Annotated in this window: 14 protein-coding genes; 5 read left to right on the top strand and 9 right to left on the bottom strand. The window is 65.8% G+C overall.

All coding sequences use genetic code 11. The features are described 5' to 3' along the window. The first annotated feature begins 65 nt into the window (after positions 1-65). Complete coding sequence (locus tag ASR47_RS16135) at positions 66-506, top strand: carboxymuconolactone decarboxylase family protein (protein WP_065308800.1); 441 nt, start codon at positions 66-68, stop codon at positions 504-506. An 86-nt stretch (positions 507-592) separates the two neighbouring features. Continuing rightward, the gene (locus ASR47_RS16130) at positions 593-889 is read left to right on the top strand and encodes a hypothetical protein (RefSeq protein ID WP_065308799.1); all 297 of its coding nucleotides are present in this window, start codon (positions 593-595) and stop codon (positions 887-889) included. A gap of 107 nt (positions 890-996) precedes the next feature. On the opposite strand, the gene ASR47_RS16125 is transcribed toward ASR47_RS16130, so the two are convergent. Next, positions 997-2,175 carry a multidrug effflux MFS transporter gene (locus ASR47_RS16125; RefSeq protein WP_065308798.1) on the bottom strand — a complete coding sequence of 393 codons (1,179 nt, stop codon included), beginning with the start codon at positions 2,173-2,175 and terminating at the stop codon, positions 997-999. Between the two features lie 191 nt (positions 2,176-2,366). Here ASR47_RS16125 and epsC point away from each other — a divergent pair, with 191 nt between their 5' ends. Then, positions 2,367-3,302 (top strand): serine O-acetyltransferase EpsC, encoded by a 936-nt coding sequence (gene epsC / locus ASR47_RS16120; protein WP_065308797.1) that lies wholly within the window; start codon positions 2,367-2,369, stop codon positions 3,300-3,302. Here epsC and ASR47_RS16115 read toward each other — a convergent pair whose 3' ends face one another. The 8 genes from ASR47_RS16115 to ASR47_RS16080 form a co-directional block, all read right to left on the bottom strand. Then, positions 3,303-3,773, bottom strand: a complete 471-nt coding sequence (locus ASR47_RS16115; protein WP_171898965.1) for an META domain-containing protein — start codon at positions 3,771-3,773, stop codon at positions 3,303-3,305. 74 nt (positions 3,774-3,847) lie between these two features. After that, a complete protein-coding gene (gene bla, locus ASR47_RS16110) occupies positions 3,848-4,690 on the bottom strand; it encodes a subclass B3 metallo-beta-lactamase (protein WP_082988970.1) in 843 nt (280 codons plus the stop codon). Between the two features lie 72 nt (positions 4,691-4,762). Further along, complete coding sequence (locus ASR47_RS16105; RefSeq protein WP_065308796.1) at positions 4,763-5,497, bottom strand: ABC transporter ATP-binding protein; 735 nt, start codon at positions 5,495-5,497, stop codon at positions 4,763-4,765. Positions 5,498-5,509: 12 nt separating this feature from the next. Further along, on the bottom strand, positions 5,510-6,343 hold the full coding sequence (locus ASR47_RS16100; protein WP_065308795.1) for an ABC transporter permease: 834 nt from the start codon (positions 6,341-6,343) through the stop codon (positions 5,510-5,512). A gap of 8 nt (positions 6,344-6,351) precedes the next feature. Then, a complete protein-coding gene (locus ASR47_RS16095) occupies positions 6,352-7,338 on the bottom strand; it encodes an aliphatic sulfonate ABC transporter substrate-binding protein (RefSeq protein WP_065308794.1) in 987 nt (328 codons plus the stop codon). Positions 7,339-7,363: 25 nt separating this feature from the next. Then, complete coding sequence (locus ASR47_RS16090; RefSeq protein ID WP_065308793.1) at positions 7,364-8,752, bottom strand: LLM class flavin-dependent oxidoreductase; 1,389 nt, start codon at positions 8,750-8,752, stop codon at positions 7,364-7,366. After that, positions 8,752-9,579 (bottom strand): MetQ/NlpA family ABC transporter substrate-binding protein, encoded by an 828-nt coding sequence (locus ASR47_RS16085; RefSeq protein WP_065308792.1) that lies wholly within the window; start codon positions 9,577-9,579, stop codon positions 8,752-8,754. Before ASR47_RS16085 ends, ASR47_RS16090 begins: the two co-directional genes overlap by 1 nt. A 29-nt stretch (positions 9,580-9,608) precedes the next feature. After that, on the bottom strand, positions 9,609-10,817 hold the full coding sequence (locus ASR47_RS16080; protein WP_065308927.1) for an acyl-CoA dehydrogenase family protein: 1,209 nt from the start codon (positions 10,815-10,817) through the stop codon (positions 9,609-9,611). A 256-nt stretch (positions 10,818-11,073) separates the two neighbouring features. Here ASR47_RS16080 and ssuE point away from each other — a divergent pair, with 256 nt between their 5' ends. Continuing rightward, on the top strand, positions 11,074-11,703 hold the full coding sequence (gene ssuE / locus ASR47_RS16075; RefSeq protein WP_065308791.1) for an NADPH-dependent FMN reductase: 630 nt from the start codon (positions 11,074-11,076) through the stop codon (positions 11,701-11,703). A gap of 31 nt (positions 11,704-11,734) precedes the next feature. After that, the gene (locus tag ASR47_RS16070; protein WP_065308790.1) at positions 11,735-12,736 is read left to right on the top strand and encodes a sulfonate ABC transporter substrate-binding protein; all 1,002 of its coding nucleotides are present in this window, start codon (positions 11,735-11,737) and stop codon (positions 12,734-12,736) included. Positions 12,737-12,738: the final 2 nt, after the last annotated feature.

Below are 12,738 nucleotides of genomic sequence, written 5' to 3'. Positions count from 1 at the left end.
GCCTGCCATGGCCCGTTGCCGCGATTCTACAATGGTGCATCTCCAACTGACCGAGGAACATCATCATGACACAGCAACGCATCGACTTCGCAGTCGCTTCGCCCGACGCCAACAAGGCCATGTATGCACTGGAAGCGGCCATCGCCAAACTGGGCATCGAGCATTCGCTGATCGAGCTGATTCGACTGCGGGCCTCGCAGATCAACGGCTGCGCGTTTTGCGTCGACATGCACACCAGCGATGCGCGCAAGGCCGGCGAAACCGAGCGCCGCCTGTATGCGGTATCGGTCTGGCGCGAAACGCCGTTCTTCACGCCGCGCGAGCGCGCGGTGCTGGCCTGGACCGAAGCGCAGACCCTGATCGCGCAAGCCCATCCGTCCGACGACGTGTATGCGGCGCTGGCGGCGGAACTGACACCGGCCGAAATGGTCAACGTCACCCTGGCCATCGGCGCCATCAATACCTGGAACCGCCTGGCCGTGGGTTTCGGCAAGATGCCGGTGTAGTCTGAGCGTTCGTTCGCGTACAGACGCTGTCCCTGGCCATACTTAAGATGGCGGCACGATATATCAGCCATCAGCCAGGAGCAGCCATGGAAGCAAATGTGGGCGACGTTACCGACAAGACATCCGAACAGCAGGAAGCGGCGCGCCGCGAGTTCATCGCCGAACTGTGGCGCCGCTTCGAAGCCTTGCAGGAATGGGCCGTGGGCCATTGGCCCGACCAGCAGCACCCCCTGAGTTCGGCCGACTTCGTCGAGACGCGCAAGGAAATCCTCGGCCTGCGCTCGCCGGCCGGACCGTTGAGCCAGCCCTCGCAAAAAGATGAAGCCGAACCGGAGGATGGCGGGGCGCAGTATCGCGACGTCACCCCCGCTCCTTGGCCCTGATGGCAAATTACAGGTCGCGTAGGTCGGATTAGGCCGAAGGCCGTAATCCGACACCACCGTTGGCCGCGTTAACAATGGCGTAATGGCGTCGGATTACGCGCGAAGCGCTAATCCGACCTACGCATCCCTTGCGCCAGCACCCAGCACACCAGCGCCACCACCAGTCCGCCCATCACCCCATACGCCAGGTTCAAGGCGCTGTCGAACAGCAGCGGCGCCACCAGTCCCGACACCAGCGCGAACAGCAGCATCTGGATAAACGACTGCATCGACGAGGCCAGGCCGCTGTTGTTGGGGAAGTGGTTCAGCGCCATCAATGTCATCGGCGGCATCGCCAGCGACAGGGCGAACGAGTAGAAGAACAGCGGCAGCACGGCCCACGGCACTTCGGCGGCAAAGAAGTAGTTGTAGACGATATTGACGGCCGCCGCCACCAGCATCAGGGCAAAACCGGCCCACACCATCTGGCGCTGGCTGTAGCGGTGGGCGATCTTGCTCGACAGGGCCGAACCGAACACCATGCCGCTGATCAAAGGAATGAACAGCCAGGCAAACGCCGTTTCGGGCAGGTGCAGGATATTGATGATGAAGTAGGCGGCCGAGCCGATATACAGGGCGAAGCCGCCGAAGGCCGCGCCGATGGCGGTCGACAGCAGCAGGAACTGGCGGTGGCGCAGCACGCTCCAGTAGTTGACGGCGATGCTGCCCAGGTGGAAGGCGTGGCGCTGTTCCTTCGGCAGGCTTTCCGGCAGCGCGCGCCAGACGACGACAAACATCAGCACGCCGAAGGCGCCGAGGAACCAGAAGATCCAGCGCCAGCCCAGGCCCACCTGCAGCCAGCCGCCCAGCACGGGCGCGATTGCCGGCGCCAGCGCGAACACCATCATGATGTGCGACAGGATTTTTTGCGCTTCGGCGCCCGCGTAGCGGTCCTGCACGATGGCGCGGCCGATCACCGAACCGGCGCCGGCCGACAGGCCCTGCAGCACGCGCCAGGCCAGCAGCCAACCGAGCGACGGCGCCAGCGCGGCGCCGACCGAGGCGATCACGTACAGCACCAGCGAGACCAGGATCACCGGGCGGCGGCCGAAGGAGTCGGACAGGGTGCCGTAGAACAGCATCATGAAGGCAAAGCAAAACAGGAAAAAGCTCAGGGTCTGCTGCACCAGCAGCGGGCTGGCGTTAAAATCGGTGACGATGGCGGGGAAAGACGGCAGGTAGGTATCGATGGCCAGCGGTCCGACCATCGCCAGGCCCGCCAATATCCAGGTTAATAATTTAGTCATGTTTCACAGTGTTTTTGTTAGGCCGCCATTTTACGCTAGTGGCAGGGATGGCGTCGGAGGCCGCTCCGGCCCGCCTGTCGATATGCGTTTTTCGCATATCGATGCATGAAATGCTTCCTTGGGTTTGCAGGCGGCAGCCGATAAGCTGGGGCGACCCGGCCTGCGCGCCGTTTTATTTGAAATGAACAGCCATGCACAGTACAGATAGTCCGGCCGGCGTCGACGACACGGTCCAGTGGAACCTCGGCCCGGTGATCGCCGCGCTGCGCGTGTCGCGCGAAGAAAAGCACAAGATCCGCCACAATGGCCGCGTGCGCGAACTGCCGTCGCGCGAGGCATTGACCACCATCGTCAACGGCCTGTCGGCGGCCCTGTTTCCGACCCATTACGGGCGGCCCAACCTGACCGATGAAAGCATCGATTATTTTGTCGGCGACACACTCAACACCACCCTGAACCGCCTGAGCGAACAGGTGCGGCGCGGCCTGCTGTTTTCAGCCCCGGGCGGCGCGCGGACGGAAACCAGCGATGACGCCGCGCTGGCGGCGAAAGCACGCGAGATCACGCGCGACTTCGCCGCCAGCCTGCCCGCCATCCGCGCACTGCTGGTGTCCGACGTGCAGGCCGCCTATGCGGGCGACCCGGCCGCCACCTCGGTGGCCGAGATCATGCTGTGCTATCCGGGCACCATCGCCATTTTGTACCACCGCCTGGCGCACCAGTTGCACAAGCTGGGTTCACCATTCCTGGCGCGCCTGGTGGCCGATATCGCCCACACCCTGACCGGCATCGACATCCACCCGGGCGCGCAGATCGGCGCGAGCTTCTTCATCGACCATGGCACCGGTGTGGTGATCGGCGAAACCGCCATCATCGGCGAGCGCGTGCGCCTGTACCAGGCCGTCACCCTGGGCGCCAAGCGCTTCCCGGCCGACGAGTCGGGCGTGCTGATCAAGGGCACGCCGCGCCACCCCATCGTCGAAGACGACGTGGTGATCTACGCCGGCGCCACCGTGCTGGGCCGCATCACCATCGGCGCCGGGTCGACCGTGGGCGGCAATGTGTGGCTGACGCAGAGCGTGCCGGCGAACAGCAATGTGTCGCAGGCTCATACACGCCACGATTGATTACTTCACCGCCTCATATCGCGCCACCGCCACGCCATCCTTCAACAGCAGCAGCTGCTGCCCGTCAAAGCGGTAGCCGTTGACGGTGCCCAGGCTTTTCAGCAGCTGGTTTTCCAGGTCCATGTCGGCCTTTTCGCAGGCCATCATGGTGCCGGCGAACTGCGAAAACGTCAGCGTGCTGCTGCCGTTGGTGCCGTAGGCGCCCATCATCTGGTTGCAGCCGCTGTGGCCGCTGACACGGCCGTTATTGAACCCGATGGTCACGTCGCGCTGGCGCGGCGCGGTGCGCGTCACTGGCTGGCCGTTGAGCTGTTTGAGTTTCCAGGTGGTGCCGGCCAGCGGCGGCGCCGGCCTGGCCGATGCGCTGGCGACAGGGGCGCCGGCGCCCTGGCTGGCGGGCGGGGTTTGCGCGCAGCCGGCGATCACGGCGGCGGCGCCCAGGATGGAAACGGCTCTGGAAAATGTCAACATGGCGGTCCTCATTGTAAAGATGGCGGCAGATTAGCAGAAGTGCGTCCGGCAGGCGCGTACGGCTGGGCGTGCATTTACGGTTTTTCGCTGGCCAGCCGCGTGGCCAGCGCGGCGCGCGCCGCCGCCGCATAGGCGCGGCAGGCGCCCGCATCGACAAAGGCGTCCGGCCCCTTGTCGGCGCTGGCCGCCAGCCTTTGCCACAGCGTTGATGCCTGCGGCAGCGCCGAGACCAGCACATCGCAAGGCAGTTTTTCCAGTACCTCGAAGCTGTGCGCAAAGTCGTCCAGCGCGTTCGGATACTCGCTGCTGGCGCTGAATCTGAAGCCGGGGCGCGACACCGGCTCCAGGCTGTCCGCATAGACCATGTCCAGGCAGCGGTTGGCCTCGCACGATTGCCAGCTCCACGACAGGCCGCCCGGCGTATGGCCGGCAGTGGCATGCGCGGTGAGCCTGATTGGACCGACCGTGTAATGGTTGCCATCGCGCGCCAGGCGCATGTCGCTCACCGGTGGAAATGTGGCGGCCGCATGGTATTGCGGATCGTCCGGCCCCACTTCGCCGGCCGCCAGATCCAGCGCCGACGACGGGCTGGCGTAGACCAGCGCATCGCTGCGCCGCTGCAGTTCGGCCACGCCGCCCGCATGCTCGGCATGGCCGTGCGAATTCATGATCATTTTCACGTCTTCGATGCGAAAGCCCAGCGCGGCGATATTGGCGATGATGGTGGCAGCTGACTCCGGCAGGCCGGCGTCGATCAGCACATGGCCTACATTCGAGGTAATCAGCACCGAGCTGGCGTCCTGCGTGCCCACATAATAGGTGTTGGCAAACAGGCGGAACGGCGCCGGACCTTGCGCCTGCGCCAGCATGGGCGCGGCCAGCAGCACGGCCAGCACAGGTGGAAAAAGAGAGGGCATTGCGGTCCTTTTCAGTGGCCAGGGTGGCCTATGCTGACATGGAACCGGGCGCCGCGCAAATGCGGCGGCGTGTCAGATCGCGTGCGCCGCGTGCAGTTCGCCGAGGATGGCGTCTTTCAGCGCCGCCTGCGTCGCCGGGGCGCGCGAGCGCGGGCGCGGTGCCGCCACGTCGTAGCGGGCGCGCGGCGGGCCGGCGCGGGTGTCGAGCATGACGATGCGGTCGCTCAGGTACAGCGCTTCGTCAATATCGTGGGTCACCAGCAGCACCGTCAGGCCGTGGCGGGCGGCCACGTCGGCCAGCAGGTCCTGCAGCTTCATGCGGGTAAACGCGTCGACGGCGGAAAACGGTTCGTCCAGCAGCAATATGCGTGGCTGGCCGAACAGGCCGCGTGCAATCGCCGCGCGTTGCGCCTGGCCGCCCGAGAGCTGCTTGGGCAGGCTGTTCGCCTGGCCGTGCAGGCCCACTTCGTCGAGCAGCTGCGCGACCTTCGGATCGTGCTGGCCTTTCGGGCCCTGGCCAAAGGCGATATTTTGCGCCACCGTCAGCCAGGGGAACAGGCGCGGTTCCTGGAAGATCAGGCCGATATCGCCATGCACGCCGGCGAGCGGCTGGCCGTCCAGGCGCAAGCTGCCGCGAAAGTCGGCGTCGAGGCCCGCGACGATGGACAGCAGGCTGCTCTTGCCGCAGCCGCTGGCGCCGATCAGGCTGACGATGTCGCCCTGGCGCAGCTGCAGCCGCACGTTATGCAGCACGCGGCGCGCGCCATAGGCCTTTTCATGGATGGTGATGTCGAGCAGTGCGCTCATGGCGTATTCCTTTCAGACGGGGGCATAGCTGTCGCGCCAGGCCAGCAAACGGTGTTCCAGGCGCTGCATCAGGCTGTCGCTGGCCTTGCCCAAGAGGGCCAGCAGCACGATGGCGGACAAGACGATATCGGCGCGGCTGGTCTCGCGCCCGTCGCTGAGCAGATAGCCCAGGCCCTGGCTGGCGGCGATCAGTTCGGCCGCCACCATGAACATCCAGGCCAGGCTCAGGCCATTGCGCAGGCCCGTGAAAATGGCGGGCAGGGCGGCCGGCAGCAGCACGCGGCGCGCCAGCGCGGGACGGCTCAAACGGTACATGCGGGCCGCCTCGATCAGCTTGCGGTCGACGTCGCGGATGCCCGAGGCCACGCCCATGTAGACCGGAAAAAAGGCGCCGATGCCGATCAGCACCAGCTTGGGCGTTTCGTCGATGCCCAGCCACAGCAGCAGCAAGGGCACCCAGGCCAGTGACGGAATCGCGCGCAGCGCCTGGAAGGTGGGGTCGAGCAGCGCTTCCATCGTGCGGTTCAGGCCCACCGCCGCACCGAGCAACATGGCCAGCAGCGCGCCGCCGGCAAAGCCGATCGCCACGCGCACCGTGCTTGCCAGCACATGGCCACCGAGGCCCTGCCGCGCCAGGCCGGCGATGGTGGCGGCGATTTCGCTGGGCGCCGGCAACAGGTTGGCCGGTATCAGGCCTGCGCGCACGCCGGCTTCGGCCGCGATCAAGGCCAGTGCCGGCAGCAGCAGGCCAACCGCCGCGCGCGGCATGCGCAGCGCGCGGCGCGCGCCGGTATCAGCTTGCGCTTCAGCTTCGGACGCCGGTGCGGTGAGCGTGTCTCTGGCCATGACGAGTCCTATGCCTTCTTGAGATTGGTAATATAAGGGATGGCAAAGCGGGTATCGACCAGGCCGGTGATGGCGCGGTTCAGGTCCGCGCCCGGCTTGACCAGCGCTTCGTCAACCAGGATGGGGGCGGCCACCAGCAGCGCCTTTACATGCTCGCTGGACGGCTGCGGATTGCTGAAGTCACTCCTCAGTTTCACCTGCAGCAGCGCCACCGGCAGGCTGACCCTGGCTTCCTCGGCGAGGATTTTTGCCGCCGCGGCCGGATTGGCGCTGGTCCAGGCGCGCGCCCGTTCATAGGCCTGTATCACCTTGCCCACCTCGGCCGGGCGGCTGGCCAGGAAGTCCTCGCGCACGTTCAAAAAGCCGTAGGTATTGAAGGCCACGTTACGGTAGATCAGGCGCGAGCCCGCTTCCAGTTCGCTGGCGGCCATATGCGGGTCCAGCCCCGCCCAGGCATCGACCTTGCCTTGCTCCAGTGCCGCGCGGCCATCGGCATGCTGCAGGCTCACGTGTTCGATATCGCCGCGTTTCAGGCCCGCCGTCTTCAGCGCGCGCAGTAAAAACAGATACGGATCGGTACCCTTGGTGGCGGCGACCTTTTTCCCTTTCAGGTCGGCCACGCTGCGGATGGTGCTGTCCTTGCGCACCACCAGCGCCGTCCATTCGGGGCGCGAAAAAATATACGGCGCGCGGATCGGATTGCCATTGGCGCGCGCCAGCAGGGCGGCCAGGCCGGCGCTCGAACCGATATCGATGCTGTTGGCGTTCAGGTATTCGAGCGCGCGGTTGCTGCCGGCGCTCAGCACCCACTTGATGCTGGTGCCGTCCGCCTTGAACGCTTCTTCGAGCCAGCCGAAGCGGCGCAGCACCAGGCTGGTGGGCGAGTAATAGGCGTAGTCGAGGCGCAGCTCTTTCAGGGGTGGCTGGGCGGCGGCATGGGAAAGCCCGGGCAAAACGCCGGCGGCGGCCAGTTGCAATACGGTTCTGCGTTTCATGGAGTCCTGAGTAGTAAGTGGAGAGTCATGCCGCCAGCGCGGCGGTGTCGTTCGTGATGCTGACCTGCCGGCCCGCGTGGCTTTCCGGCAGGCGCGGGCCGTGGCCGAATACCTTGTGGCGCAAGCTGCCTTGCTCGTACTGTGTCCTGTAGCGCCCGCGCCGCTGCAGTTCTGGCACGATATGGTCGACCACGTCGGCCATGCTGTCGTGGGCCACGGCAAACGCCAGGTTGAAGCCGTCGATACCGGTCTCATCAAGCCAGCTTTCCAGCTGGTCGGCCACCTGCCGCGCATCGCCGACGATCACCGGGCCGCGGCCACCGAGGCCGATATGCTGCGCCGCTTCGCGCACGGTCCAGGTGCGGTCCGGGTCGGCCTGGCTGAACGAGGCCAGCGCCGAGCGGCCGGCGTCGGAGTCGATGTAGTCGATGGTGGCGTCGAGCGGGAAGCGTGAAAAGTCCACGCCGGTCCAGCCCGACAGCAGCACCAGCGCCGCCTCGATATCGACATGCTTGAGATAGTCCTCGTGCTTGGCGCGCGCCTGCGCTTCGGTGGCGCCCGTGATGATCAGTGCCTGCGCATAGATCACCAGGCTGTCGCCATCGCGTCCGGCTTGCCGCACGGCCGCGCGCAAGTCGTCCGCATAGCGTTTCACCACCGTCTTGCCGGGACCACTGACAAAGGTCGCTTCCGCATGGCGCGCCGCAAAGCGCGTGCCGCGCGGCGAGGTGCCGGCCTGGTACAGCAGCGGCGTGCGCTGTGGCGACGGTTCGCACAGGTGAATGCCCGGCACCCTGTAGTAGCGGCCCAGATGGTTGATCGCATGCACGCGCGCCGGATCGGCATACACGCCGCGCACCTTGTCGTTGACCACCGCGTCGTCGTCCCAGCTTTTTTCCCACAGCTTGTAGACCACGTCCAGGTATTCGTCGGCCAGGTCGTAGCGTTCGTCGTGGCTCAGTTGCTGGTCCAGGCCCAAGTTGCGCGCCGCGCTATCGAGGTAGCCGGTGACGATATTCCAGCCGATGCGCCCACCGGTCAAATGATCGAGCGTCGAGAGGCGCCGCGCGAAGGTATATGGATGCTCGTAGGTGAGGGCGCAGGTGACGCCAAAGCCCAGGTGCGTGGTGGCCTGCGCCATCAGCGGCACCAGCGCCAGCGGATCGTTCAGCGGCACTTGCACGCCGTGCGCCAGCGCCGCATCCAGGCTGCCCTGGTACACATCGTACACGCCCAGCACGTCGGCCAAAAAGACCGCGTCGAACAGCCCTTTTTCCAGCAGCCGCGCCAGTTCGGTCCAGTGGGCGGGGTCCGTATAGCGGTCGCTGCGGTCGCGCGCATGCGTCCACAGGCCCGGCGACTGGTGGCCCACCGTGTTCATCTGGAAGGCGTTGAAGCGGATGGCTTTGCTCATTATTTCGATGCCGTCTGCAGCGCTTGCTGGTAGTCGGGTTTGACATAGCCGGCAAAGTGCTTGTTGGTGATGTCGAGGAATTCACGCGAGCGGTAGGCGGCCGCCAGGTCTTTGGCGAACTGCTTGTCCTTGTCGGCCGTGCGCACGGCCACCAGGTTGATGTAGTTGGGCGGGATTTTCTCGGCCACCAGCGCCTCGGTCAGCTTCAGGCCCGAGGCCAGCGCGAAATTGCCGTTGATGAAAGAGTAGTCGGTGTCGCCCAGCGAGCGTGGCAGCTGCGCCGCTTCCAGTGGCAATATCCTGAGCTTTTTGACGTTGACGGCGATATCCTTTTCGGAGGCGCGCACCGGGTCGATATTGTCGCGCAGCTTGACCCAGCCCAGCTGGTCGAGCAGCACCAGCGCGCGCGCCTGGTTGGTCGGATCGTTCGGCAGGGCGACGGTCGAGCCTTCCTTCACCTCCGCCAGCGATTTGTGTTTCTTGCTGTACAGCGCGATGGGCGCCGTCGGCACCTGCACCAGGTCCGTCAGCGCCAGCTTGTGCTCGAGCGCGAATTTTTTCAGGTAGACGATATGCTGGAAGGCGTTGGCGTCCAGCGAGCCCTCGGCCAGCGCGTAGTTCGGCTGGATATAGTCGTTGAACTCGACCAGCTTGACCTTGTAGCCCTGCTTTTCCAGGATGGGCTTGATGCCCAGCTTGATCTGGTCCGCATACGGACCGGCGCTGGCGCCGATGGTGATCTCTTTCGGGTCTTTGGCGTGGGCGAAGGTGGTAGCCAGGGCGAGGCTCAATGCGCCGAGAACAAGGGTGCGGCGGGTGATGGTCATGGTGGTGTCTCCGGATGGTTGGGGTGGTGTCAGGAATAAGCCGTCGGCTCGGGCACGGTGCCCGACAGCGCATAGCGCCCCAGGTCGCGCAGCTTGTAGTCGACGGGGTCGTGCAGGGTATGGACGCGCACGTTGCGCCAGTAGCGGTCGAAGCCGAATTGCGCCGAGGTCGAGCGGGCGCCCGTCAGTTCGAACAGCTGGCTGCTGATGTCCAGCCCCGCCTTGTGCGACAAGACCTTGGCTTCGGCCACGGCGACGGCCAGCAGGCCGCGTTCCTGGGCGGTGACCAGGGCGCCCTTGCGGAACACGGTGTCGAGTTCCCGCGCCGCCAGGTCGGCCAGCACTTGCGCGGGGCGCAGCAGCAGCCATAGCTGGCCGTAGCGGTGCTGCACCAGCGGATCGTCCGCCGCTTGCGCCACGCCGGAGGCGAACCAGGCCTTCGCCTGCTCGCTGGTGTAGTTGCGCGCCGCCTCGAACGCGCCTTCGGCGATGCCGAGGTAGAGATTGGCCATGATCAGCTGGGCGATCTGCGAGCGCACGGTGGCCTGTGGCGTGGCCGCTTGCGCGGGCGCCTGCAGCACCAGCGCCGCCGGCAGAACGACGTTCTCGAAATGCACGTTGCCGCTGTCGGTCTGGCGCTGGCCGAACGCATCCCAGTCCGGCTGCACGCTGATGCCCGGCTGGCGCGTGGGCAGGGCGGCGATCAGCGCCGTTTGCGTGGGCGCGTGCCAGGCCGATACGGTCAGCCAGTCCGAGCCCACCGAGCCGGACGAAAAACTCTTGATGCCGTCCAGAATAAAGCCGTCGGCGCTGTCGGTGGCGGTGACTCTTTTGTCGAGCGGGTTCAGGGCATTGCCCCAGAACAGGCCCTCGTCCACCGTCAGGGTCAGCAGGCGGCGCTGCTGCTGGGCGCTGCCATACAGCTGCAAGCCGGCCAGCTGCAGATGATGAAAACCGAAGACATGGGCCAGTGCGCTGTCGGCGCGCGCCAGAATGCGGATCACCTGGTACACCAGCGGCCAGGCGGCGCCCTGGCCGCCAAACTGCGCGGGAATCGACAGGGTCAAGAGACCGGATTCGCGTATCCAGTCACGCTGCTCGGCCGCATGGCCGCCGGCCCGGTCGCGCTCATTGGCGGTAGCGGCCAGGCGGGCGGCAAGGGCGGTGGCGACGGCGATGGCGTCGGGTGGCGCAGCCGGGGTTCGTGGCGCGGGGGCATAGATAAAAGCAGCGGACATGGCGGTCATTCCAGAAAATCGATGGAGCCAGTATTGCATCGCAATCGCGGCGCCGTACACGAAGAAAAGCGCGCTTGGATATGCGAAAAAGATCGATCGCGGTCAATGCGAGGCGCTTGCCGGGCGTCGTGGCGCCTTAGTCGAAAAACACATATCGAAGCGTGAAAGCATTCGTTTTGCCCGGGCCTTGATGGCGATAGGCTGCATCCATTCCAGCAGCGCCTTTCGACACAGACAACTTACAGGGACGGACACCATGAGCATACTTTTACTGGGCGGCAGCCCGCAGATACCTTCGAGTTCCAGCCGTCTGCTGCGGCATATCGGCGACCAGCTGGCGCTGCACGGCCACAGCTGCAGCAAGCTCGACGTGCGCGACCTGCCGGCGCGTGCGCTGCTGCAGCTGGACTACAGCGATGCCGATATCGCCGGCGCCGTGCGCGCCGTGGCCGAAGCGCACGCCATCGTGATCGCCACGCCGATTTACAAAGCGTCGTATACGGGCCTGCTGAAAGCCTTTCTCGACCTGCTGCCGCAGGACGGCCTGGCCGGCAAGCTGGTGCTGCCGCTGGCCACCGGCGGCGGCCACGCCCACACCCTGGCGCTCGATTACGCGCTGCGGCCGGTGCTGCACGCGCTGGGCGCCAAGCAGGTATTTACCAGCATCTACGCCAATGCGCAGCAGCTCGACTGGCATGAGGAACGGGGCTTGACCCTGGACGCGGCGATCGAACTGCGGGTGCAGGCCGGCATCGCCGACGTGTCGGCCGGACTGTTCATCCTGCAGGGCGCGCGCCGCCCGGCGGCCGTCAACGATCACACCGTGGCGCCGCCGAGCCGCTCGCTGCAGGAACAGCCCTGCACCGCATCCCTGCAAACCGCCTGATCCACCACTATTGACACCACAGGAAACCGCCATGACCGATCGCCACCAAAAACGCCTCTCCCGCCGCAGCACCGTGGGCTTGCTGTTCGCCGCCTTTGCCGGCCTCGGCGTGATGGCCGGCGGCATGCCGGCCACGGCGCAGGCGCAGACCAAGGGCGAAGTACGCATCGGCTACCAGAAATACGGCACCTTGACGCTGCTCAAAGGCCGCGGCACCCTGGAAAAACGCCTGGCCGAGCAGGGCGTGGGCGTGAAGTGGAGCGAGTTTCCGGCCGGCCCGGTGCTGCTCGAAGGCCTGAACGTGGGCAGCATCGACTTTGGCACCGTCGGCGAAGCGCCGCCCATCTTTGCGCAGGCGGCCGGCGCGAATCTCGTCTATGTGGGCAATGAACCGCCGTCGCCGGCCAGCGAAGCCATCGTCGTGCCCAAGGGCTCTTCCTTGCGTACCCTGGCCGACTTGAAAGGCAAGAAAATTGCCCTGAACAAGGGCTCGAACGTGCATTACCTGCTGTTGAAGGCGCTGGAAAAAGCCGGCGTGGCCTACGCTGATATCCAGCCCGTGTTCCTGCCGCCGGCCGATGCGCGCGCCGCCTTCGAGCGCGGCAGCGTGGACGCCTGGGCCATCTGGGACCCGTTCCTGGCGGCCGCCGAAAAGCAGATCGGCGCGCGCGTGCTGGCCGATGGCAAGGGCCTGGTCGCCAACTACCAGTTCTACCTGGCTTCGCGCAGCTATGCGGAAAAGAACCCCGAGATCCTGCGCGTCGTGCTCGATGAGGTGGCCAAGGTCGATGACTGGGGCCGCAACAACCCGGACGAAGTGGCGACCATGCTGTCGGCGCAGACGGGCTTGAGCAAGGAAGTGGTGGCGCTGGCCGCCTCGCGCTATGCCTACGGCGTCAAGCCGGTGTCGGTGGACGTGATCGCGGCCCAGCAGAAAGTCGCCGATGCGTTTTCCAACCTCAAGCTGATCCCCAAACCCATCGTCGTCAGGGACGCGCTGCTGCCGGCCGCCAAACAGGTCGCCACCAAATAACA

Source organism: Janthinobacterium psychrotolerans (assembly GCF_001677885.1).
GTDB lineage: Bacteria > Pseudomonadota > Gammaproteobacteria > Burkholderiales > Burkholderiaceae_D > Janthinobacterium > Janthinobacterium psychrotolerans.
The sequence above is the reverse complement of the archived record's forward strand: the minus strand, read 5'-3'. Positions and strand labels throughout refer to the sequence as shown.